Here is an 18140-nt window from a genome sequence, read left to right as displayed (position 1 = left end):
TTTCCATTTTCTTGGAATTTTTTAAGTTTACCATATCAGTAACGCATATTTTATATGAGCGGCGCAAACAGGCCGGCCTTATCTACTTTCTGAAGGGCGGCGCGTTTGCTTTTCCAGGAAAAGGTGAATGATCTGGCTGACCATCATCAACGTATACTGCTCCTCCCCGCTGCCGATTCGGGTACCGTGACAATCTTCATAAATGATAACCGTGGAGAACTCATCCTCTTCTTTCATACAGCAGGTGACTGCAGCCTTGGCGCCATGGTCTGAAAACCATCTGCGCAGCTCCTGATTTTCAATCTGGTCTGTATTCAGGTACACGGTAAGTTCATTCTCGAGCGGCAGTCCGCGGATATCTGTCCTTACCGCGTCTGAAGACTCACTGCCGCCTGATACATGTTCACTCTGCCACTGATATGTACTGACAAGCCGCCCCCCTTCATCTCTCTCAAAAATAAGCATCCGATCCGCATGGAACACGCGCCCAATCATGTCCATCAGAATAGCTATGGCGGCGCCGGTCTCCGGGTGCTCCAGGAAGATCCGGAACACATGTTCAATTATATGGTCATGGAAGCTTTTCTTCATAATCCGTGACGGTGGGGTGAGCCCGGAGGGATCTGTCTTTTCCATATCCTCACCGTATATGCAAAACCAGCCCTTCCCCTTTTGCTTCACATGGTACATAGCTGCGTCCGCCTTTGCAAATAGGGATCGAAAATCGCTGCCATGTCCCGGATAAAAGCTGATGCCGATGCTGCATCCCACTTTTTCCTCTCCCCCTGCAACAGTAAAATTCCTGAAAACAGACTCGATCCGTTTTACCTTATCCTCCAGCGCTCTGCCGGTATCTATATTGGTCATAAACACTACAAATTCATCACCGCCGAGCCTCGCTATAATATCCTCTTTGCGGAAAGCGGTACGCAGACTGACGGCCAATTCATTGAGCACGCTGTCCCCGTACAGATGGCCGTATGTATCATTTACCTTCTTGAAATTGTCCACGTCAATGAGCATAAAAGCAGCCGGATCGTGGCACCGTTTCATATATGCTTCTACCTGCGCGACACATTCACGGCGGTTCAGAAGACCCGTAAGCGGGTCAGAAACTGCCTCCTTCTGCACTTTTATAATTTCACGCTTGCGCTGGTCAATATCCGATATGATTCCCAGGATCTTAAGAAGGCGGTTGTCTTCATCCCTCATAGCCGAGGCATGTACATCCACCCAAAGATAGGAACCGTCGTTCGATTTAATCCGGTACTCGCACTCCATTTCATCCTGTCCCTTTAAAATTGCCTGGAAACGCTCCCGAAGCACCGGTTTATCTTCTTCGTAGATAATGTCCGTTGCAAACATGGAATCAGGAAAACCGTGCGACGGGATCTCATATCCAAACCTTTTCTTGAAATTCGGCGAATAATAGATAGAGCCCGTAATACAGTCCAGCTCAAATATAATATCCCGGATATGAGACAGTATAATATCGTAGCGTTTTTCACTGATGGCTAGCTGCTCCTGTGACTTTTTATCCCGGCTGATGTCATGGAAAATGCAGTGTACCATTTCCCCCTCCGTCTCATCCTCCACCAGCTCGGCGCTAACCCATACCCAGCGTGTGCGGCCGCCCTTCACTACCAATCGGTTTTCATACCGGAACACCCTGCTGGTGGAAAGCTGCCTTTCAACCTCTGCCAGAATTATCTCACGATCCCCTTCGTAGATAGCGTCCAGCACGCGGTTATGAAACAGCCGTGCAAACTCCTCCCTGGTATACCCCAAAAATTGAAAGAGGTTGTCATCCGCATTGATAAGCGTAAAATATTCATCATAGCGGCAGTTGAAAATTCCTCCGTCCACTGCATTAATATTGTTTATTTCATTTTCCACCCCAAATCATCCCTCTCCGCTTATTGTTATTTGGTAATATTTTACAGCAATACCGGAAATTTTGAAATGGTTTTAAAGAAAAATCTTAGCCAAAATTTTTGTGCGGCACTATTTGTATGACAGATTGTGCGGCGTTTCTCAGATAATATTGTAACCGACCTTTATCAGATTCGGATTTCTCTCCAGCTCATGCTGAAAATGATTTGGCAGGTATAAACCTGCCGGCTTCGGCAGCGCTGTCTCATCTGAGCTTCCCAGCAGCTCAGCTACAAATTGAGAACAAAAGTAATGATTTTTCCAGCAAAACGGGACATGAAGCAGGCAAAAGAGCACCCCCAGCCGGGTATATTTAAATTTTTCCTTATGCTCTTTAAAAAATTGCAGACGCTTCTGAATCCTTTCATATGCTGCCCGAGAAACTGCAAGTTCATAGTATTTACTTTTTGAGACTCCCCGCTGTCTGTGCTTTTCAACCGTTTCCACACAAAAGCCATTATAATTGAAACTGTAAAAATCACTGTCCCTCCCGCTCTCCAGGGATATGGAGGCATGGGTATAACCTTTACCGCCTACGTAATACAAAAGCGATGAAATACAGTCCGAATATTTAGTTAGCAGAATCTTAATTGTCTTTGTCTCACGGTCCGCCGTCTCCGCCATTTAACCTTTCCTCCTTTAAAACTGATAACAGAAATGTATCACACTGTTATTTGCGTTTTGTCTGGATTTTGTTTGAAAGATATTAATACGGCAAAACCTGATACATGTTACTTCATCAATTCATTTGTGAGCTCCATAATCTTAGGAGCCAGCTTCTCACGCTGTTTTTTTGTTATCACCCTGTAAAGCGGATATGACGCTCCGATTCCGGCAATCCCCACAATTCCAATTCCGACACCGGGAATAAACAGTTCGTCAGCCCAGACCATTGTACAGCACATTCCGATACCTAGAACAAGGGCGCTGAGCGTTCCCACGGCCAATGATACAACAGTCCCCTTTTTCGTGGCGCTTTCATCTAGTTTTCTCAGCTGCTCCATTTTATTTTCATCCTGACGCAGATACTTTTGGCGGATCCGTTTGATTTCCTCCTGTTCTTTGGCGGAATAAGTATATACGAAGTTTTTTTCGTTCTCTTCCATAAAAGCAGACCTCCATTTTTGACAGTTATCGTTAAGCTGGATTCGATTAATGCTGCTGTGCTTCAGCCAGTATATTCTTCAGCCGCACGGTAAATGTGGTGCCCTCTCCCAGTTTGCTCTCTACAGAAATATCGCCTCCGATAATATCGACGACTCTCTTTACCAAAGCAAGCCCCAGACCATTTCCTTGTGTGGCGTGGGAGCTGTCACCCTGATAGAACTTTTCAAAAATCCGTTTACCGACATCACTGCTGATTCCGCAGCCGGTATCCGATATTTTAATCACCGCCGCTGTTTCTTCCCGCTTCAAACTTACCTTGATTTTTCCTCCCGGCTGTGTGAATTTTATGGCATTCGATAAAAGGTTATTCCAAACAAGTTCAAGCAGTTCTTCATCGGATTTTACTTTAACCCGTTCCTCTAAATCGGTTTCCAGATCCAAATCCATCCGTTCCAGCACATCATCCAGACGTATCATACATTCCGACAGCTGCGTGTTGAGATCAAACTCCCTTGCCTCCGGAAAAATTTGTTGATTCTCCAGCTTATTCAGCTTTAGAATATTGGTAATAAGCCCGGTCAGCCTTCGGCACGCATCCACAATCGCCCCTGCATATTCTCTCTTGTTCTCATCCGGTATATCGGTATCCTGCAATAAGGCCGCATAATTTTGAATGACGGACAGAGGGGTCTTTATTTCATGGGAAACATTAGAAACAAAATCAGTACGGAGTGTCTCCACACTTGAGAGTTCTTCGGCGATTCGATTAAAATTTTCTGTTAAAACGTCCAGCTCATTGGTACTGTCATAATTGTGTGACAGAGGAATCCTGACGGAAAAATCGCCTTCTATCATTTTTTGCGAAGCTTTCAGAATCCGTTTCATCGGATACTCCAGTGTTATTTTTCGGTAGATGCCGTCTAACACGGTAACTATCAGACTGATCAGGATTACATTCATTGCAGTAAGTTTACCGCTTTCATAAACACTTCCATACTCTACTTCAAGATGGTTCAAAAACAGCAGAATACAGCAGGTGATAGCCGACGCAATGATAAGGAAATAGAATATATATGATTTTATTGAAAATAAACTTCGTTTATAGCTTAATTCTGCCGGCTTTTCCTTCATCGCAGCACCGCCTTGTATCCAAGTCCGCGGACCGTCTTCAGTATAAAACCGTCACATGAGGAAAATTTCTTACGGATTCCGGTGATATATACGTCAACCGCCCTCAGCCCGATATCACTCTCCAGGCCCCAGAATTCATCCATCAATTGCCCTCTTGAAAATGTTTTATTGGGATAAGACAGAAGCTTATACAAAATATTAAATTCTCTTGTTGTAACCGGAATCTCTGCCCCATTAATAACAGCAGTCACTGCATCCGCGTCCAGCAGCAGGTTGCCGACCGCCAGTTTCCGCTCCACCTCAATATTAGCCCTGCGGAGAAGGGCGCGGACGCGCAGCAGCAGTTCCTCCACCTCAATCGGTTTCACCATGTAATCATCAATCCCAAATTGAAACCCTTTTTGTTTTGAGGTTAAATCGTCCTTTGCGGACATAAACAGAATCGGAATCGTACTGTTCACCTGCCTGACCGTCCTGGCAAACTCAAATCCGTCAATCCCCGGCATCATAATATCCGATATAATTAAATCATAAAGTGTGTTATACATTTCATCGTAGGCCTCCTGGGCACTCAAACAGCCCGTTGCCATAAAACCGTTGTTATTCAAATAAGAACAGACGAACTGATTCAGTTTAGAATCATCCTCCACAATCAGGATATGGACCATTTTACGTATCTCCTTCCCATCATCTGCATATGGCAATGTTTCACATAAAAGTATACCATACCTTTTGTTTGAGAATTGTTAAAATTTCTTGCCCTTGTGTGACGCTATCCCCTGCTTTAACAAAAACATCTGTTACCGTACCGGCTGCCTCGGGATAAATATAGACGGCATCTTCCCGCTCTACGGTTCCGGTAAGAGCAATATTTAAGTAGATACGGCCCATTTTAGGCCATCTTACTTTAACCCCCGGCAGATTGGAATCAAAGAAAGAAGCAGTATTATTCCGATAATTCCCACAATGATCCCCTGCACCAGCATGCCCCATACCATTGTCAAGCACATCCCGACACCAAGCGCCAGAGCCCCAAAGGCGCTAAGCGCCGCAGTCCCGAGCGCCTTGGCGTTTAACTGTATTGCAGGCTTTCCTTCCATCTTACGGCGTACAACCAGCATAGCCAGCAGCACAACCGCCGGATCTTTCTGCGCGGTGCGGCGGTAATTCACGTTCGGATAGCCTTCAACAACTGGAGCGGATCTAAAACAGTTGGCTCATCAATTTCAATCGGCGGCTCGTCAAAGCCTGTCATGGAAACGGCAGCTTTCGGGCACACAGCAACGCAGTGACCGCACATAATACATTCGTCTCGTCTGTCTCTGAGCCACATAACACTTCACAATTAAGAGGGCTAAATTTGTTCTGACAAAATATTCTACACAAGTTTATATTTTTGCACTTGTCTAAATTTCATTTGTAGTCTATAATAGCTTTTGAAGGAATGCAACTGATAAAACAAAGCAATTGTATATATTTAGACAAAAATAAAAATTTGTCAAAGGAGATACAAAACATGAAATATGACTTATCAAAAAAGATGACCATCGGAGCAAGCCGCACCCTGTTTTCCCTCCAGAACGCAATGCAGTCTCTGCTCTGCAAAAAATCCTTTGAGGAGATTGCTGTTGGAGAGCTGTGTGAAATGGCCATGCTGCCCCGGGCTACTTTCTATAATTACTTTGATGACAAATACGACCTTTTGGAATATTGCTTCATGACCGTCCGTGACCGGCTGGACAGCGGCTATCAGGACGGAATAACCTGTGTGCAGCGGATGGACACACTGATGGAGAACTGCTTTGATTTTTTAGATGAAAACATAGAGACCGTGCAGGCGATCCTAAAGAATAACCCGCCCAATTTATATCTCATCAATCAGATCCGGTTTTATCTGCTGTCCAATATGTCGGCGGCCTTTCAGGACAATTCGGATTCCCACCGCTTTAAGGTGCCGCAAAAGATGGCCGCAAACCTTTATAGCCAGGTGATCCTGCTTATCCTGGAGTGGAAATACCTCGATAAAGAAGCGTGTTCCAAGACACAGGCAAAGGAATATTTAGCGCAGATGGTCAGCGGAATTGACCAAAAATAAAGGAGGATATTGATATGATTTTCTATTTCAGCGGCACCGGCAACAGCCAGCTCGCGGCAAAGCAGATAGCGGCGGAGCTTAACGATGAAATGGTTTCTATTAACCACTGCCTGAAAAAGGGCGAAAAAAAGACGTTCCAATCGGAACGTCCTCTGGTATTTGTTGCGCCAATTTACGCCTGGCGTATCCCCAAAGTGGTGGCACAGTGGATTCGTGCCACCAGGTTTGAGGGGAATCAAAACGCCTACTTTGTCCTGACCCGAGGCGGCGGCACCCAGGGGAACGCAGCGGGCTACGCCGCAAAGCTGTGCGCAGAAACCGGTTTAATCTACCAGGGTCTTGCGTCCGCGCAAATGCCGGAAAACTACATCGCCTTATCCGCAGCGCCCAGTGAGAGCGAATGCGCATCCATGATCGCCCGGGCGAAGCCGGTCTTTTCCAGACTGGCCAGTCAGATCAGCCTGGGCAAACCGTTCCCTAAAACGCCGGTTTCTCTTTTAGGCCGCTTCATCAGCGGACCGTTCAATCCGCTCTATTACCGTTTTTATATCAAGGACAAAGGCTTTACAGTCTCGGATGCCTGCGTCTCCTGCGGCAAATGTGCAAAGCGGTGCCCTTTAAATAACATCGATATGGCGGAGGGAAAGCCTGTATGGAAGGGAAACTGTACCCACTGTATGGCCTGCATCTGTGGATGCCCCGCCGAGGCTATTGAGTATAAGTCCATTTCCAAGGGGAAACGGCGTTACGATATCATGGAAGAGTAAAACTATATCAAAGCTCCGCTTTTTAAACGAGGCATAAATCGGCCTGTTTTCTCGGTTGATTTTTGTCTCGTTTTTTTCTTCATATGCTCATTTATTACCCTTTATCTTTTTCGTCTGGATAGTTACTGCTGTTTTCATTTCCAGGACAAGATATTTTTTTCTGCCGTTTATATGTATACATCATATTGTCGGCCTGTTCAAAAGCCGTTTCCATTGCATTGTTATTTTCCGGATTAACATATGCGTAGCCGGAAGAAAGAGTTACTGGGATATCTTCTTGTAGAATACTAACCGCATTTTCTGCTTCTTGCAGCTTACTGTTAATCTCCTTTTCTGACAAATCTGACGCAATCACTACAAATTCATCTCCCCCTATTCGATAAACGCTAATGGTTTCACTTTGAAATGTATTCATAAGGATATCTGCCACTTGCTGCAATAAAATATCCCCTGCCATATGCCCCTTTCTATCATTCACTTTTTTAAAGTTATCAATGTCAAATACAAGAATGCAAATCAGATGATCCGTTAACGAGTTTCTTTCTAATTCATTTATTTTTTCAATATATGCCATCCGATTTGCACAGCCTGTTAATCCGTCAACATATGCAATTTTATGCCATTTCCACTCCTGCTGCAATTGTTTACTCTGCTCATAGATTTTACTCGTTTTTACAACGGATGTAATAAAAACCACATAACAAGATAAGACTACAACAGAAAAAACCAGGTAAACCGGCATATATTCTACACGATTCACCAATGGCTCCGGATAAATTGCCAGAAAAACCAACGCAAAATAGATTAATACAGTTGACACCATCATTGCTCTCCAGCCAGTCTCCACATATTCTAAAAGTCTTCTATATTGGCTGAAGTAGGTATGGCCGATTATAAAGATAAAAACTAATAGACCAATTAAAAGAAACAGTGTAATTACATTTCCCAAAGCACCTGTACTGATCGTTATATATCTGGCTAAGAAGGCCAGAATCAATGTAACGGAATCTACGAAACAGAAAGTAAGAAAAAATCGCGCGTCTTTATATTGGGAAAGTATAAAAAAGAACAAAAGGCTTGGAATACTCATACAAAATGCTGATGCAATTGAAGATGGAACATGGATGACATATGCCGCAATAAAGTATGCCGCAACTATCAAGGCACAACCGCTATACATAATTATCTTAACAATTGAAGTATCTTTTTTCAAAGTAATCATGCGGGTAAATACCATCAAATCAAACATTATGACGCATAGATCAATGAGTGCAGAAATAGTATCTATCATAGTTCTTCCTTTTCTATATTTGTTATGCAAAATTCATATTCTAAACTCTGCACATCATTTTGTAATTTGTATTATAGCACAACATCACAACTTTGACATAGCCCGCGTCTAATAAAAAACAGGTTATGCCGCTTCTCTGCGTCTCATTTTTAATAAAACTTTTTCCTGCTTACCAAGCAAACTGTATAACTCCACCATCCATTTCCACGTAACCGGAAGCTGTCTGAGAATGAGCATGGGAAAATGGCGGCGCCGTTTGGTGACAACGAAAAGCATGCTTCGCGAACTTTTCATTGCCACTCAATAAAAGTAAAAGCGGGACAGATTTAATTCTGTCCCACTTCCCTCTCTAAATTTGATTGATGAATTTTCCGTTCTCGTATCATACAATTACTCATTATTTACCACGCCATTAATATCTCCGTTTACGAGGTTGTTAAGCAAACCGCCTTTGAGTCCGTCCTTGAGACCGCCTTTCATGCCATCTGCTGCACCGTTAACATACCCATTCTTCATTCCGCCTGCCATTCCATTGGCTGCGCCATTAACAAGCCCTTTTGACAGGCCGTTTCTAAGGCCGTCCTTAAGGCCGTCTTTCATTCCCTCCGCTGCGCCATTGACATACCCATTCTTCATTCCGCCCACTACACCATTGACATACCCGTTTTTCAATCCTTCTTCCAGCACAATGGCGGTTTCTTCGTATGCTCCGTCAGCGGTTGCCGCAAAGGCTGTCGGAGCCATTGTGGCACACATAACTGCCGCGATTGCTAAAGAACTCACTTTCTTAATCATCTTCATAGTAAAGTCTCCTTATATTTTATTTTAGAACGCCTGGCTGTTCTATGAGCGTATTATAATAGAAACCGTCCGTGCGATACGAGGGTGAAACTGCGGCAATCCTGCGGCAGCTCTTTACCTTCGGTACGCAAAATGCTATCATAATCATATACAAAACTCTAAAGAATGAAGGAGGTGTGTTATGCCTCAATCCATATATCTCGCAGATGACGAAAAAAATATCCGTGACCTGATTGCTCTTTTTCTTTCACAAGAAGGTTTTTCGGTTCAGACTTTTTCGGACGGAGATGCCTTATTGTCAGCATGCAAACACTCACTGCCGGATTTAGTGATGCTGGATATTATGATGCCCGGTACGGATGGCTTAAGCATTTGTTCACAACTGCGCCAGGAAAACTCCGATCTGCCTATTATCATTGTTTCAGCCAAAGACAGTCCTTTTGACCGGGTGACCGGCCTCACGCTCGGAAGCGATGATTACCTGATTAAGCCGTTCCTCCCGCAGGAACTGGTTGCCAGAGTCCGGGCCCTTCTGCGGCGGAGCCAAAAGGCATTGAAAGATGGAATCGTTCCATGCGAGCTTGCCTTTGGCACGTTGACACTTTCTCCCAATCTGCACACAGCGGTACTGAACCATGAACCGCTGACCCTGACGCCTACGGAATTCGATTTTCTCTCGTATATGATTATGCATCAGGAGCGGGCGGTCAGCCGTGATGAACTTTTACAGACATTGTGGAAGATGGACTGGCAGTCCGACACCCGTGCTGCGGACGATTTGGTTAAACGGCTCAGACGCAAGCTACGGGCGAGACAGAGTAATATTCGTATTGAAACGGTTTGGGGTTTTGGATTCCGGCTTGCATTAGAGGAGGATGTGATGTGAAAAAGCAAACTATCTTTTGCCATATCCTGTTGCCAACAATGATTGTACTGCTGTTGCTGCCGCCGCTTTCTTGCCTGATTTTCCGGCATGCTGCCGAAAAATATGCGTATGCGGAAGCGGTTCATGACTTGGAACTGCTGCAGCAGAATATTCTGCCTCTGATGCAAAACAGTTTTAGCAATGATTCTGATACTGACGACGTTAAAACACCCCATGTCACCAGACCTGGTTCAGTCCGGCCGGGAACACGTTCCCCGGATATCTCAAGACCTAAAACAGATGGCACGATTGCCAATCTGTCAGAATCTGTAAGAAACTTTCTGTTCCAAATTAACTCGTTAATGCGAACCCCCAACGGCAATGCTAAACTTATAATTTTCGAATCACGTATGCATGTTATTTATCCCCGCGATGAACAGGAACGGGAGGCGCTTACACCACTTGCATTGGATTTTATAAAATACATTCAGGGAGCTGAAAATACGGTTGCAGCCAATGTCACGGAACTGGAAAGCAGCGATGGACAGTCTTATCTAATCAATATTTATGAAGCGCCGATGGAGTTCACACAGGTAAAGTATGTGGTTGCCTACAGTGCAGTTTCTGAAATCGGTTCCTGGGTTCGGGATGCCAGTATCTTAGTGCTTATCATCTCATCGGTTTTTGTCCTGCTCATATTTGTGGTTTTATGGCTTGCAATTCGCAGTATTACGCATCCCCTGCATAAACTCTGCCGTGAAGCCGACCAGATTGGCAGCGGCAGCTTTTCTGAGATTGAGTCATCCTTTCAGCTAAAAGAATTAGAAGATTTACGGCTTGCAATGAATCAAATGTCCGGTCAGCTTCGTCATTCTGACGAAGTCCAACGTGACTTTTTCCAAAATGTTTCCCATGAGCTGCGTAATCCGCTTATGTCCATCAGCGGTTATGCGCAGGGGATCGAGCAGGAACGGTTCAGCTCACCAAAAGATGCCGCACACACAATCCTAACGGAAAGCGGGCGGCTCACCAGGTTGGTGAACAGTCTGCTGACTCTCTCGCGAATGGAAAGCGGGCCAAATTCCACAACCCTTAATTCGGTTTTAATCATTGACACAATAGAAGAATGTTTGGATCGGATGAATGGACTTGCTTTAAAGCATGGAATCGCGGTATCCCTGATATCCTTTGATGAGACTCTCCGTGTCTGCGGCGATGAGGAATTAATCTGTAAGGTGCTTGAAAATCTATTGACGAACGCCATTCGTTATGCGAAAACAACAGTCACTGTCTCAGTAACATCCGAGCAAAAACTGCTTTGTATTTCGGTAGCAGATGATGGGGAAGGCATATCAGAAACGGATTTACCTCACATTTTTGAGCGATGTTACAAAGGGAAAGGCGGTAACTTCGGAATCGGACTGGCGATTGCGCGTTCAGCCGCACAAAAAATGGGAGGGAGTTTAAGCGCTGCAAATACTGCATCGGGCGGCGCTGTTTTTACTTTATGTTTAAAAAGATTATAATTTTTCATGCACTTCCCAACGCTACCCGAATTTTTTTATGTTTAGTACGAACAGATAGAGTGTTCACCTCCACCCCCGGACCGTACATTGGTTTTGGAGGTGAACCTTCTACTATGAGTACCAGCCAAACAAGGATTTTCTCTTATCAAGCCCCCGAATTTGCTTTAACTCTTGTTCAGACAGCCAAAAATCAAAGATATCCATATTTTCTTCCGGCCGCTTGCAGCACCGGATTCTCAAAAAAGTGGTTTTTTCCGGCGGCAAAAGGGCTCCACGCCTCCATATGTGTCCCATACCCTGACAATACCTTTTGCAGCTCACTCTGCTGATAAAACACGTGGGTAATTGAATAGCAAATTCCTAAAACAAAATCAATGATTTGCTTTACAGGCATATCGCGAAATTGTATAATCGTGGCAGATAGTTACAGACAACAAGGAGGTTCTTATGGAAATCAGAGTTTTGCGCTATTTTTTAGCGATCGCCAGAGAAGGCAGCATCACAAACGCGGCAAACGTTCTCCATGTGACACAACCCACTCTTTCCAGACAAATAAAAGACTTGGAGGAAGAATTAGGGCAAAAGTTATTCACTCGTGGCAGCCATAACATGACTTTAACTGCCGAGGGAATGATTCTTCGCAAACGGGCGGAAGAGATTATTTCTATGGTAGATAAGACCGAAGCAGAATTCAATTCAATGGAAGATATCGTAAGCGGGGATATTTATATTGGAGGCGGGGAAACGGATGCAATTAGACTGGTGGCGCAGATTGCAAAGAGTTTACGGGACAGCCATCCCGGGATTCATTACCACCTGTACAGTGGAAATTCAGAAGATGTAACAGAGCGTCTGGATAAGGGCCTGTTGGATTTCGGCATTCTGATTCAGCCGGCAGACATATCAAAGTATGACTACATCAATATTCCAGCCCGAGATACATGGGGGGTCGTTATGAGAAGGGACAGCCCTCTGGCCGGTAAAGAAACGATCCGAAAAGAGGATTTGCTGGACGTTCCTTTAATCTGCTCCCGGCAGGCTATTTTGCAGGGGCAGTCGAAAAATGAGTTTGCCGAATGGTTTGGGGAAGATTTTGACAGACTGGATATAGTGACTACCTTTAATCTTGTTTACAATGCGTCTATCATGGTTGACGCAGGGATTGGATATGCGATAACGATCGATAAACTGGCAAATACGACGGAACACAGCAGTCTCTGCTTTATTCCGTTAGAGCCGAAACTGGATTCGGGTTTAAATATTATTTGGAAAAAATATCAGGTGTTTTCCTCTGCGGCAGAATTGTTTTTAGAAAAGCTCCAAGAGAATTTTGGGGATTTGGAAACAAGAATTTAATTCATATTGGACATAATTCCAGGCGGGCTCCTGCATTTAATTTTGTAGGATGCCCGCCTGGTTCATATCCCTTACCGATTTACGTTTCGTTCTTGCTGACTATTTCAAGTAAGTTGCCCTCTGGATACGCAACATAGAAATTACGGATGCCAGAGGAAAATATCATCGGCTCTCCCGTTGGAAATTACACTCCCGGATTCCTGTTCATCTGTTCGGAGAGCACCTGCGGTTCCTTCCGGCCCCGGGTTAAAATAATACCGTTTTCCGTCAATCTCCCGCCACCCGGTGGCCATGGCCCCGTTTTCATCCATCCAGTACCACAGGGAGGAATCCTGTTCGCGGACCCAGCCTGTAACCATCGCTCCCTCCTTGTAGGGCGGGTTTGCCGCGGAGTGGCCTGCCGTACTCAGATAATACCATACGCCGTTCACGCTTGCCCAGCCGGACACCATCCTTCCATTTTCATCAAATAAATACCAGAAGCCGTCTATCCACAGCCATTCCTTTACGGCCGGGCGGACGGTGCCGCCGGATGCCAGGCCGGGGCCGCTGCCGGCTGCATTTTCCTGCACCCGGTAAAACTTCCAGCCTCCGTCCGGCTGCCGCTCCCATGTGCCCGTACCGACGGAGGACGGGACATCCCCGATCAGAATCGTATAAGGCGGCTTCTCCGGAGTCCTGTCGGAACCGCCGTCCGAACGGCCGGGGCGGGAAGCCGGGTTTACCGTAAAACTCACATCATAAGTCCCCGACAGGCCGAAGTTCCCTGCAACCTTCACCGCCGCCGTGTAACTCCCGGCCGGCAATCCTTTCGCAGGCGCAATCACAAATTCTCCGGCTTCTCCCGCCGCGATGCTGTCCACAGCCGCTTTCGGGAGGATAAAATAATCCGCTTCTCCCTGTCCTTTCCCCACGCCGTCCTTTTTCTGCTCCGTCAGCGTTACCGCCAAATCTCCGGTGGCTGCCGTCCCGGTATTCTTCACCGCAACCGTCTTTCCCGCCGGGGTTTCATATCCCACTTCCGCTGCCGGGAAGGTAAAGGACAGAGGCGCTTCCAGCTCCATCCCGAACCGTTCCTCCGCCTGCTCCTCCAGCCATCCGGCAAAGGGAACCGGCTCCTCCCCGGCAAATACGCTCAGCACCGGGAAGCAGCCCTCCATGAGGGTCCAGTCCGATTCCGGGAACAGCGAGCGGTTCATGACCAGCTCCGCCGCAGTGCCGTCCATCCCGTTTAATCCGGTACCGTCATCCCCCGCCGCCGTACTGCCTCCGGCCTTCATGCCCTTGTAGGCGTAGTTCTCCGCAAATGTTACTCTTGACCCTGTGCCGGATCTAGAATAAATCCGCCCGATTACGGCACGATCTGTTCCTTCCAGAGAATGATTCAACGCCGCATTCCGCCGCACGGTTCCGGCAGGGTCTCCCCCATTTGCGTCATCCACAGCACCCACCAGTCCACCAGCAATTCCCGGATCTCCGCGCTTTCCAAGACTTCCTGCGCTATAACAATGGCTCAGTTCATTCTTGCCGCTGCTCAAGAATCCCGCGATTCCTCCTGTGATTCCGTAAACCCCGGCGTTAGGCTCTGTCCATGTCACGACGCCCCGAAAGTAACTGTTTTTGATGGTTGAATCCGACATTATTCCTGCAATTCCACCTGCCGCCACGTAGCCCATTACCGTTCCTTCCACAAAGCAGTTTTGAATTGCGGCGTTCTCCATGTGGGCTGCTATCCCTCCGGCAATATTATAAGCGACAACATCCACATCCCTCAGTCCCAGATTTCGGACGGTTCCTTCCAGCAGGTCGAACAATCCGACATCGCCGGCATTGGCGTCTTCCAGCTCCTGATAAGACATACCGCTCTGGAAGCGCATACCGCTGATGACATACCCATTTCCCTCAAAGGTACCTTTAAACGGACGGTTATCCTTCGGTTGGGCATCACCTGCATAAACCCCAATCGGCGTCCACTCCCCGGTCAGCCGGATATCTTTTGTCAGCTTCACGGTTCTTCCCGCAAAATCGTCTCCTCCGTTGACCTTATCCCGGAACGCCGCCAGCTCCGCCTCACTGCCGATCTCCAGAACTTCGGGTTCCTCCCTGGTCCATATATACTGCGGGATCGTTCCGTCCTGTCCCCGCAGCCCCTTTAAGGTCGGGAGCTTTCCGGGGGTGATATCCCACGCCCCGGTATCGACGAAGATGTGTTTCCATGATACGTTGAATTCCTGGGTACTCGGATTGTATGTGAGATCGGCTCCGTGCTTATTGGTAGTGGTGCCGGTCCCTGCAGGAACAGTGCCCCCATCCAGTTCCATTCCGTAGAAGGCATAATTATTTTTGGTGACAGGATGGCTGCCACTACTTCGCGTGGCGGCTCCATAAACGCGTCCTCCATCGCGTTGGGAAAGGGATTTGTTTAATGCCGCACTGTTGGTTAAGGATATAGATCCCTGTACCATACCTGCCAGTCCGCCGCATTTTATAGATGAACCTGATGCACTTCCTGTGCTATAACACCGCATGATGTTGCTAATGGTTGTATTGTCAATAACTGAGCGGCCCACTATACCGCCAGCAAAACCATCGGGCTCATTCGCACTCACATCTGCCAAACTATAACAATCTTTTACGGTACAGTCATCATCACCGTTGGCCTCTGCCGCTCCTACAATGCCGCCTGCGATAACTCCCGAATTCACTTTCCCTGTACTGTAACAGGCACGAATCTCTCCACCGTCCAGGAAACCAACTACTGCTCCGCAGTACTTTCCGTGGATATCCGCATCTTTTACACCCAGATTCTCGATTGTCCCGCCAGCCACATAGCCAAACAGACCGGAAATTGACTCATTCTCGGTATTCTGGGTTATCGACACTCCGCTGATAATATGCCCATCACCGTCCAAGATGCCTTTAAACGGGCAGTTGTCCGGATCGTTGGCACCCAGATAAACCCCTATCGGCTCCCACTCCTTTGTCAGCCGGATATCCGCCGTCAGCCGCACGGTCTTTCCCGTAAAAGCATCTGCCGGTGACCCGTCCGTACCGTTCACCCGATCCCGGAATGCCGCCAGCTCCTCCTCGCTGCCGATATAAAGGTACGCTTCCGTCCCCTCAGCCAGCCAGTACGGGATCTCCCCGCACTGCCCGCCGATGTCCTTTAAAACCGGGAGGCTGTATGGCTTGATGTCCCAGGCGGAGGTGTCGCTGAAGATGTCTTCCCAAGGCGTGGAAAAGATACCGTTTGCGGCATGATAGGTGAAATCCTCGCCGTCATGGATGTCCGGAGAAGACCCGGGAATGGAAGACATATTTATTTTCATGCCGGAAAAGGCGTAATTGTTTTGGAAGATTAGATTGGCGCCCTCCTGACCCTCTTGATTTATTTTGATTCCCCTACAATATATACGTTTTGGATACCCCTTATCCATGCTGTCAAGTGAAGGATTCAGCGCAATGGTATTTGAGAGCTTTGCAGGTTTCCTCCCATAGCTCAGGAATCCGGCCATGCCTCCCATGAGGGCGTACTTGGCTTCTGTCTCTGTGTTCAGGGTGATCTTTCCGGTACTGTAGCAATTCTCCATGGAAGAATCTGCCAGGATTCCCGTGATTCCCCCTGCAGTATGTGCCTCCAGCTCTATGCTGCTATAGCAATCCTTCACAATGCTTCCGGTGTCCGCCACGCCCGCCAGACCTCCCGCGATACCAGTCAGTAATATTTGACCAGGCACGGAATATCCGGCAAGCGACTCCGCCGAAATACTCCCCGTGCTGTAACAGCGTCTTAAGATTCCCTCATATAATGTTCCCGCCACTGCCCCCACACGGGTTCCGCCCCGTATCTCCACCTCCTTCAAGCCGAGGTCCTCCACGGTCCCGCCCTTCACATACCCGAACAGACCGCAGTCTTCCATGTCCGGGTCGTCTATGGTCAGGCCGCCAATCACAAACCCGTCCCCGTCAAAGGTCCCGGCAAAGGGATGGCTCTCCGTCCCCACCGGTATCCACTCATCCGTCAGCCGTATATTCTCTGTCAGCACGTAGGTATTCTCCCCGTAGGAAATATCCCCGTCCGCCCAGGTCTCCCCGCCGTTCACCTTCTCCGCCAGCTCCCTGAGCACCGCCTCGCTGCCGATGAGGAACCGGTAGCTGCTGGCCGGTGCTGATCCTTTCCGTAGATACCGCTGCCGTTCGATCTGCGTCTCCAGAATCTGCGCCTGCTGCTCTAAGGACAGTTCTCCGGTGTCAGAGATTACCGTAAGCTCCGGTTCCTTCGCATCCTCCGACAGGACATACCCCTCCGGCAGCTCCCATCTGAACCGGTAGGAGCCGGCCGTCTGTTCTTCTGATTCTGCCTGCGCTCCTGATTCTTCCCGTTCTTCCGCTTCTTCCCGCTCTCCTGCTTCTTCCCGTTCTTCCTGCTCCGCCCGGTAATCCGGGGAGTCCCAGGTCAGCAAAAGTGTTTTCGTAGTTCCGTCCTCCTCCACCACGGCCTGAATCCGCCCCGGGAGCAGGGAAACCACCTCGTCAAAGCCATAGGTGCTCTCATATAAAGTCAGGCTGCCGTCGTCGGACAGATTGCCGTCGTCCAGATACGTCCAGTCCGTGACCAGTATCTCTTCCGGAATCCCCTCCGGCGCATCGGAGGGTGTGGCCTCCTGCCCATCTTCTTCGGCTTCCACTAAAACCTCCACCTCGATGGCCGGAAGCTCCGCCCCGCTCAGTTCGTATCGGTCGCTTGCGAGTTCCGCTTCAAAGACATAGATGCCGGGAACCTGACCGTCATAGGTCTCCTGTTCGCTGAAATCTTCATCCAGAACCCAGGTTACTTTTACTTTTCTCCATGTCCCCGCTTTGTCCGCCTCCGAACCGGTCGCGGCCGCCTGGGAGGGCGTCGCGGCGTTCCCGCCGTCTTCTCCATCCCATCCGTCCTCGCCGCTGCCCTCCTCTGCCTCCAATTTGGCGTTCAGGTAGTTTGGCAGCTTCAGCTCCCTCTTTTTAGTCCCCAATGGAACCGCCTGAAATAAAGTCTCCTCTGAAAGCTCTTCAAACGCCTCGATCATCCGGCCCGGGACAGCCGCTCCCGCAGTAATCCCCATGCCCGGTCCTATGCTGCCGCTCACCAGCGCCGCCGACAGTATGGCGGCCATTCCTTTTCTCCATTTTCTCCATCTTCTCTTCATCTGCTTCCCTCCATAATTCGCATCCGGGCCAGCGCAATCATGCCGGCAGCCTGCGGTTTCCTATCCGTCCTGATCCCTCT

Annotated in this window: 16 protein-coding genes; 5 read left to right on the top strand and 11 right to left on the bottom strand. The window is 47.9% G+C overall.

The features are described 5' to 3' along the window. Positions 1–78: 78 nt before the first annotated feature. From EJL91_RS12760 to EJL91_RS12725, 8 genes are all read right to left on the bottom strand, one after another. Positions 79–1896 (bottom strand): sensor domain-containing diguanylate cyclase, encoded by a 1818-nt coding sequence (locus tag EJL91_RS12760; protein ID WP_125142357.1) that lies wholly within the window; start codon positions 1894–1896, stop codon positions 79–81. A 138-nt stretch (positions 1897–2034) separates the two neighbouring features. Continuing rightward, on the bottom strand, positions 2035–2556 hold the full coding sequence (locus EJL91_RS12755) for a hypothetical protein (RefSeq protein WP_125142356.1): 522 nt from the start codon (positions 2554–2556) through the stop codon (positions 2035–2037). Between the two features lie 107 nt (positions 2557–2663). After that, entirely contained in the window at positions 2664–3038 is a 375-nt protein-coding gene (locus tag EJL91_RS12750) for a hypothetical protein (protein ID WP_125142355.1), read from the bottom strand. A gap of 46 nt (positions 3039–3084) precedes the next feature. Then, positions 3085–4170, bottom strand: coding sequence for a HAMP domain-containing sensor histidine kinase (locus tag EJL91_RS12745; RefSeq protein ID WP_125142354.1), 1086 nt, complete (start codon positions 4168–4170; stop codon positions 3085–3087). Continuing rightward, positions 4167–4838: a response regulator transcription factor gene (locus EJL91_RS12740; RefSeq protein ID WP_125142353.1), complete on the bottom strand. Its 672-nt coding sequence runs from the start codon at positions 4836–4838 to the stop codon at positions 4167–4169. The genes EJL91_RS12745 and EJL91_RS12740 overlap by 4 nt, the downstream gene beginning before the upstream one ends. Positions 4839–4878: 40 nt before the next feature. Continuing rightward, a complete protein-coding gene (locus EJL91_RS24925; RefSeq protein ID WP_125142352.1) occupies positions 4879–5061 on the bottom strand; it encodes a biotin/lipoyl-binding protein in 183 nt (60 codons plus the stop codon). Positions 5062–5072: 11 nt separating this feature from the next. Then, the gene (locus EJL91_RS12730) at positions 5073–5342 is read right to left on the bottom strand and encodes a hypothetical protein (protein ID WP_206429498.1); all 270 of its coding nucleotides are present in this window, start codon (positions 5340–5342) and stop codon (positions 5073–5075) included. Continuing rightward, positions 5339–5503, bottom strand: a complete 165-nt coding sequence (locus tag EJL91_RS12725; RefSeq protein ID WP_125142351.1) for an NADH-quinone oxidoreductase subunit I — start codon at positions 5501–5503, stop codon at positions 5339–5341. The genes EJL91_RS12730 and EJL91_RS12725 overlap by 4 nt, the downstream gene beginning before the upstream one ends. Before the next feature lie 183 nt (positions 5504–5686). Here EJL91_RS12725 and EJL91_RS12720 point away from each other — a divergent pair, with 183 nt between their 5' ends. Both EJL91_RS12720 and EJL91_RS12715 read left to right on the top strand, forming a co-directional pair. Beyond that, positions 5687–6265 (top strand): TetR/AcrR family transcriptional regulator, encoded by a 579-nt coding sequence (locus EJL91_RS12720; RefSeq protein ID WP_125142350.1) that lies wholly within the window; start codon positions 5687–5689, stop codon positions 6263–6265. A gap of 14 nt (positions 6266–6279) precedes the next feature. Beyond that, positions 6280–7032, top strand: a complete 753-nt coding sequence (locus EJL91_RS12715) for an EFR1 family ferrodoxin (RefSeq protein ID WP_125142349.1) — start codon at positions 6280–6282, stop codon at positions 7030–7032. A 94-nt stretch (positions 7033–7126) separates the two neighbouring features. On the opposite strand, the gene EJL91_RS12710 is transcribed toward EJL91_RS12715, so the two are convergent. Beyond that, complete coding sequence (locus tag EJL91_RS12710; RefSeq protein ID WP_125142348.1) at positions 7127–8323, bottom strand: GGDEF domain-containing protein; 1197 nt, start codon at positions 8321–8323, stop codon at positions 7127–7129. Between the two features lie 390 nt (positions 8324–8713). Next, complete coding sequence (locus tag EJL91_RS12705) at positions 8714–9124, bottom strand: FliH/SctL family protein (protein ID WP_125142347.1); 411 nt, start codon at positions 9122–9124, stop codon at positions 8714–8716. A gap of 181 nt (positions 9125–9305) precedes the next feature. On the opposite strand from EJL91_RS12705, the gene EJL91_RS12700 reads away from it, so the two are divergent. The 3 genes from EJL91_RS12700 to EJL91_RS12690 all read left to right on the top strand — a co-directional run bounded on the left by EJL91_RS12700 (position 9306) and on the right by EJL91_RS12690 (position 12871). Continuing rightward, positions 9306–10010: a response regulator transcription factor gene (locus EJL91_RS12700; RefSeq protein WP_125142346.1), complete on the top strand. Its 705-nt coding sequence runs from the start codon at positions 9306–9308 to the stop codon at positions 10008–10010. After that, positions 10007–11515, top strand: coding sequence for a sensor histidine kinase (locus tag EJL91_RS12695; protein WP_125142345.1), 1509 nt, complete (start codon positions 10007–10009; stop codon positions 11513–11515). Before EJL91_RS12700 ends, EJL91_RS12695 begins: the two co-directional genes overlap by 4 nt. Before the next feature lie 447 nt (positions 11516–11962). Next, positions 11963–12871, top strand: coding sequence for a LysR family transcriptional regulator (locus EJL91_RS12690; protein WP_125142344.1), 909 nt, complete (start codon positions 11963–11965; stop codon positions 12869–12871). Positions 12872–13011: 140 nt separating this feature from the next. Here EJL91_RS12690 and EJL91_RS12680 read toward each other — a convergent pair whose 3' ends face one another. After that, entirely contained in the window at positions 13012–18060 is a 5049-nt protein-coding gene (locus EJL91_RS12680) for a GLUG motif-containing protein (protein ID WP_125142343.1), read from the bottom strand. Positions 18061–18140: the final 80 nt, after the last annotated feature.

It is taken from the genome of Clostridium transplantifaecale, from assembly GCF_900626075.1.
GTDB classification, from domain to species: Bacteria; Bacillota; Clostridia; order Lachnospirales; family Lachnospiraceae; genus Otoolea; species Otoolea transplantifaecalis.
This window is presented reverse-complemented; position numbering and strand designations above follow the sequence as displayed.

Excerpts from the sequence above, each read along its gene's own strand:
- EJL91_RS12720 (WP_125142350.1), top strand. The coding sequence starts at position 5,687 with ATGAAATATGACTTATCAAAAAAGATGACCATCGGAGCAAGCCGCACC.
- EJL91_RS12745 (WP_125142354.1), bottom strand. The coding sequence starts at position 4,170 with ATGAAGGAAAAGCCGGCAGAATTAAGCTATAAACGAAGTTTATTTTCA.
- EJL91_RS12715 (WP_125142349.1), top strand. The coding sequence starts at position 6,280 with ATGATTTTCTATTTCAGCGGCACCGGCAACAGCCAGCTCGCGGCAAAG.
- EJL91_RS24925 (WP_125142352.1), bottom strand. The coding sequence starts at position 5,061 with ATGGGCCGTATCTACTTAAATATTGCTCTTACCGGAACCGTAGAGCGG.
- EJL91_RS12690 (WP_125142344.1), top strand. The coding sequence starts at position 11,963 with ATGGAAATCAGAGTTTTGCGCTATTTTTTAGCGATCGCCAGAGAAGGC.
- EJL91_RS12740 (WP_125142353.1), bottom strand. The coding sequence starts at position 4,838 with ATGGTCCATATCCTGATTGTGGAGGATGATTCTAAACTGAATCAGTTC.
- EJL91_RS12680 (WP_125142343.1), bottom strand. The coding sequence starts at position 18,060 with ATGAAGAGAAGATGGAGAAAATGGAGAAAAGGAATGGCCGCCATACTG.
- EJL91_RS12755 (WP_125142356.1), bottom strand. The coding sequence starts at position 2,556 with ATGGCGGAGACGGCGGACCGTGAGACAAAGACAATTAAGATTCTGCTA.
- EJL91_RS12710 (WP_125142348.1), bottom strand. The coding sequence starts at position 8,323 with ATGATAGATACTATTTCTGCACTCATTGATCTATGCGTCATAATGTTT.
- EJL91_RS12725 (WP_125142351.1), bottom strand. The coding sequence starts at position 5,503 with ATGTGGCTCAGAGACAGACGAGACGAATGTATTATGTGCGGTCACTGC.
- EJL91_RS12700 (WP_125142346.1), top strand. The coding sequence starts at position 9,306 with ATGCCTCAATCCATATATCTCGCAGATGACGAAAAAAATATCCGTGAC.
- EJL91_RS12705 (WP_125142347.1), bottom strand. The coding sequence starts at position 9,124 with ATGAAGATGATTAAGAAAGTGAGTTCTTTAGCAATCGCGGCAGTTATG.
- EJL91_RS12750 (WP_125142355.1), bottom strand. The coding sequence starts at position 3,038 with ATGGAAGAGAACGAAAAAAACTTCGTATATACTTATTCCGCCAAAGAA.